The 4,462-nt window shown below is 73.1% G+C and carries 4 protein-coding genes and 2 pseudogenes; 3 read left to right on the plus strand and 3 right to left on the minus strand.

What is annotated here, in order from left to right:
- The coding region (locus tag ADY01_RS33285) for a phytanoyl-CoA dioxygenase family protein (protein WP_049580486.1) at positions 1-714 on the plus strand (714 nt) is incomplete at its 5' end.
- A gap of 28 nt (positions 715-742) precedes the next feature.
- Positions 743-1,624, plus strand: coding sequence for an AraC family transcriptional regulator (locus tag ADY01_RS33290; RefSeq protein WP_049580487.1), 882 nt, complete (start codon positions 743-745; stop codon positions 1,622-1,624).
- 20 nt (positions 1,625-1,644) lie between these two features.
- On the opposite strand, the pseudogene ADY01_RS33295 reads toward ADY01_RS33290, so the two are convergent.
- A pseudogene (locus ADY01_RS33295) lies at positions 1,645-2,235 on the minus strand (TerD family protein); the annotation flags it as partial.
- Here ADY01_RS33295 and ADY01_RS33300 point away from each other — a divergent pair.
- A pseudogene (locus ADY01_RS33300) lies at positions 2,228-2,818 on the plus strand (TerD family protein); the annotation flags it as partial. The pseudogenes ADY01_RS33295 and ADY01_RS33300 overlap by 8 nt on opposite strands.
- A 20-nt stretch (positions 2,819-2,838) precedes the next feature.
- Here ADY01_RS33300 and ADY01_RS33305 read toward each other — a convergent pair.
- Positions 2,839-3,720: an AraC family transcriptional regulator gene (locus tag ADY01_RS33305; protein WP_049580488.1), complete on the minus strand. Its 882-nt coding sequence runs from the start codon at positions 3,718-3,720 to the stop codon at positions 2,839-2,841.
- A 28-nt stretch (positions 3,721-3,748) separates the two neighbouring features.
- Positions 3,749-4,462: phytanoyl-CoA dioxygenase family protein (locus ADY01_RS33310; protein WP_049580486.1), on the minus strand; the 714-nt coding region annotated here is incomplete at its 5' end.

Raw genomic sequence — 4,462 nt, forward strand, 5'->3', positions numbered from 1 at the left:
GCCCCCGCCTCCGCCTCCACCTCCGACGACGACGACGAGGCGCTGCGCCGCTACCTGTGCGTGCACTACCCTCACAAGCTGTCCGCGCTGATCCGTGCCACGATGCGCCATCCCGCGATCGTCGAGCCGCTGACGCGCGTGATCGGACCGAATGTGAAGTCGATGCAGTCGATGCTGTTCATCAAGGCGGAGGGGAAGCCGGGACAGGCGTGGCACCAGGACGAGATGTTCATCCCGACCCGGGACCGCTCGCTGACCGCGGCCTGGATCGCGCTGGACGACGCCACCACCGAGAACGGCTGCCTGTGGGTGCTCCCCGGGTCCCACCGCAGGGGCGTGATCTACCCCAACCGCGAGCACGACGACGCGAGGTACGACTGCACCGTGGAGTCCTACGGCTTCCCCTGGACGGAGGAGGACGCGGTCCCGGTGGAGATGGCGGCCGGGTCCGTGCTGCTGTTCAACGGCTATCTGCTGCACAAGTCGCTGCCCAACACCGGCCGCCACGGCTACCGCAGGGCGCTCGTCCACCACTACATGAGCGCCGAGTCCCTGCTGCCCTGGGCGCGGCCGGAGGAGGGCGAGTCCGTGGCACAGGCCGACTTCCGCGACGTGGTGCTGGTCGCGGGCGAGGACCCCTACGCCTACAAGGGCACCACCGAGGTGCGGCGGCCCCGCGTGCGGCCGGACCGGGACGGCGGCTGCGACCGCTGACCCCGCCGGCGGGCCCACCGGCGGGATCATGAGCGGCCGGAACGTCGAACTCGTCCGGCGTCTCGGCCCCACCGTCGCGGACTACCCGCCGGGCTCGGCGTTCGGGCCCCGCCGGGCGCGCAGTCACGAGTTCGTCTGGCTGCTGGCCGGCAGCGCCACGTGGAGCCACGGCGGCGAGCCACTGCCGCTGGTCCCGGGAACGCTGCTGCTGGTGCGTCCTGGCATGCGCGACACGTTCCACTGGGACCCGCGCCGGCCCACGCGCCACGCCTATGTCCACTTCCGGCTGGCCGGGGACTGGGGCCCCGCCGGCGACTGGCCGCTGGTCCGTGAACTCGGCGGCAGGCCCGACCCGATGGGCGCGCTCTGCCACTGGCTGCTCTGGCTCGGCTCCGCCTGCCCCCCGGGGTGGCGGCAGCAGGCGCGCGAGACGCTGCGCCTGCTGCTGCTCACCTTCACCGGCGGGCCCGAGCCGGGCCCCGGCCCCGCCCAGCTCCCGGGCCCCGTCGTGGCGATGATGCGCGCGGTGCGCGACCGCTGGTCCGACGGCGTGGCCAGGCCCGTTCCGCTGCCGGAACTCGCCGGGGCCGCGGGCGTCTCGGTCAGCACCCTGTGCCGCACCTTCCGCGCCCGCTTCGGCCTCGGCCCCGTCGCCGCGCTCGAACGCCTGCGCCTGGCCCGCGCCGAACCGCTGCTCTGGCAGAGCAACCTGCCGCTCTCCGCCATCGCCACCCAGTGCGGCTTCGCCGACGCGTACCACTTCTCGCGCCGCTTCCACGCGGTCTACGGCCTCGCCCCCAGCGCCTTCCGCGCCGCGCCCCCGGAGTCGGCGCCCGCCTCCCCGGTGGAGACGGCGGGCCTGACCGCCCTGGAGGAGCTGACCCCGGCCCGCCGCACCGCGGCTCCGTGAGACGGGGCCGGGCGCGCGGGTCAGAGCAGGGCGGCCGAGGGTTTGGCCATCGCCTTGACCGTCTTGCCGTCCACGAACTCGCCGATCGCGGTCATGTGCCACTCGCCCGAGAACTGGCGGACCAGCTTGCACATGACCACGCCGGTGCGGGCCTCGGCGTTGGTCAGGTCGTAGCGGACCAGCTCGTTCTCGCCCGAACGGCCCTCCAGCAGGCGGCAGTACGCCTTGGCGACGGCGTTGAGCTTCTGCCCGGTGAAGGAGTTGACCACGAAGACCAGGCCGGTCACCTCGGCGGGCAGGCGGCCGAGGTCCACGTTGATGACCTCGTCGTCGCCCGCTCCCTCGCCCGTCAGGTTGTCCCCCGAGTGCTCGATGGCGCCCTTGAGGATGCTCTTCTTCATGAACCAGCAGGCGGCCATCTGCTTGCGGTTCGCGTCGAAGGCGATCACCGACGCGTCGAGGTCGATGCTGCTCCCGCGGTAGGCGGGCTCCCAGCCCAGGCCCATCCGGACGGCGGTGAGCGGCGGGCGGCCCGACTTGACCAGGGAGACCGACTGGTACTTGGTGAGGGAGACCCGGCCCTTGTCCAGGTTGATCACGCCCCCGGCCGGGGGCGTGATCAACCTGGACAAGGGCCGGGTCTCCCTCACCAAGTACCAGTCGGTCTCCCTGGTCAAGTCGGGCCGCCCGCCGCTCACCGCCGTCCGGATGGGCCTGGGCTGGGAGCCCGCCTACCGCGGGAGCAGCATCGACCTCGACGCGTCGGTGATCGCCTTCGACGCGAACCGCAAGCAGATGGCCGCCTGCTGGTTCATGAAGAAGAGCATCCTCAAGGGCGCCATCGAGCACTCGGGGGACAACCTGACGGGCGAGGGAGCGGGCGACGACGAGGTCATCAACGTGGACCTCGGCCGCCTGCCCGCCGAGGTGACCGGCCTGGTCTTCGTGGTCAACTCCTTCACCGGGCAGAAGCTCAACGCCGTCGCCAAGGCGTACTGCCGCCTGCTGGAGGGCCGTTCGGGCGAGAACGAGCTGGTCCGCTACGACCTGACCAACGCCGAGGCCCGCACCGGCGTGGTCATGTGCAAGCTGGTCCGCCAGTTCTCGGGCGAGTGGCACATGACCGCGATCGGCGAGTTCGTGGACGGCAAGACGGTCAAGGCGATGGCCAAACCCTCGGCCGCCCTGCTCTGACCCGCGCGCCCGGCCCCGTCTCACGGAGCCGCGGTGCGGCGGGCCGGGGTCAGCTCCTCCAGGGCGGTCAGGCCCGCCGTCTCCACCGGGGAGGCGGGCGCCGACTCCGGGGGCGCGGCGCGGAAGGCGCTGGGGGCGAGGCCGTAGACCGCGTGGAAGCGGCGCGAGAAGTGGTACGCGTCGGCGAAGCCGCACTGGGTGGCGATGGCGGAGAGCGGCAGGTTGCTCTGCCAGAGCAGCGGTTCGGCGCGGGCCAGGCGCAGGCGTTCGAGCGCGGCGACGGGGCCGAGGCCGAAGCGGGCGCGGAAGGTGCGGCACAGGGTGCTGACCGAGACGCCCGCGGCCCCGGCGAGTTCCGGCAGCGGAACGGGCCTGGCCACGCCGTCGGACCAGCGGTCGCGCACCGCGCGCATCATCGCCACGACGGGGCCCGGGAGCTGGGCGGGGCCGGGGCCCGGCTCGGGCCCGCCGGTGAAGGTGAGCAGCAGCAGGCGCAGCGTCTCGCGCGCCTGCTGCCGCCACCCCGGGGGGCAGGCGGAGCCGAGCCAGAGCAGCCAGTGGCAGAGCGCGCCCATCGGGTCGGGCCTGCCGCCGAGTTCACGGACCAGCGGCCAGTCGCCGTCGGGGCCCCAGTCCCCGGCCAGCCGGAAGTGGACATAGGCGTGGCGCGTGGGCCGGCGCGGGTCCCAGTGGAACGTGTCGCGCATGCCAGGACGCACCAGCAGCAGCGTTCCCGGGACCAGCGGCAGTGGCTCGCCGCCGTGGCTCCACGTGGCGCTGCCGGCCAGCAGCCAGACGAACTCGTGACTGCGCGCCCGGCGGGGCCCGAACGCCGAGCCCGGCGGGTAGTCCGCGACGGTGGGGCCGAGACGCCGGACGAGTTCGACGTTCCGGCCGCTCATGATCCCGCCGGTGGGCCCGCCGGCGGGGTCAGCGGTCGCAGCCGCCGTCCCGGTCCGGCCGCACGCGGGGCCGCCGCACCTCGGTGGTGCCCTTGTAGGCGTAGGGGTCCTCGCCCGCGACCAGCACCACGTCGCGGAAGTCGGCCTGTGCCACGGACTCGCCCTCCTCCGGCCGCGCCCAGGGCAGCAGGGACTCGGCGCTCATGTAGTGGTGGACGAGCGCCCTGCGGTAGCCGTGGCGGCCGGTGTTGGGCAGCGACTTGTGCAGCAGATAGCCGTTGAACAGCAGCACGGACCCGGCCGCCATCTCCACCGGGACCGCGTCCTCCTCCGTCCAGGGGAAGCCGTAGGACTCCACGGTGCAGTCGTACCTCGCGTCGTCGTGCTCGCGGTTGGGGTAGATCACGCCCCTGCGGTGGGACCCGGGGAGCACCCACAGGCAGCCGTTCTCGGTGGTGGCGTCGTCCAGCGCGATCCAGGCCGCGGTCAGCGAGCGGTCCCGGGTCGGGATGAACATCTCGTCCTGGTGCCACGCCTGTCCCGGCTTCCCCTCCGCCTTGATGAACAGCATCGACTGCATCGACTTCACATTCGGTCCGATCACGCGCGTCAGCGGCTCGACGATCGCGGGATGGCGCATCGTGGCACGGATCAGCGCGGACAGCTTGTGAGGGTAGTGCACGCACAGGTAGCGGCGCAGCGCCTCGTCGTCGTCGTCGGAGGTGGAGGCGGAGGCGGGGGC

Origin of the sequence: Streptomyces sp. SBT349 (genome assembly GCF_001083795.1) — a bacterium.
Taxonomy (GTDB): Bacteria; Actinomycetota; Actinomycetes; order Streptomycetales; family Streptomycetaceae; genus Streptomyces.

Bases quoted from the DNA above. Each gene is read 5' to 3' on its own strand.
- ADY01_RS33290 (WP_049580487.1), top strand. From the start codon at position 743: ATGAGCGGCCGGAACGTCGAACTCGTCCGGCGTCTCGGCCCCACCGTC.
- ADY01_RS33305 (WP_049580488.1), bottom strand. From the start codon at position 3,720: ATGAGCGGCCGGAACGTCGAACTCGTCCGGCGTCTCGGCCCCACCGTC.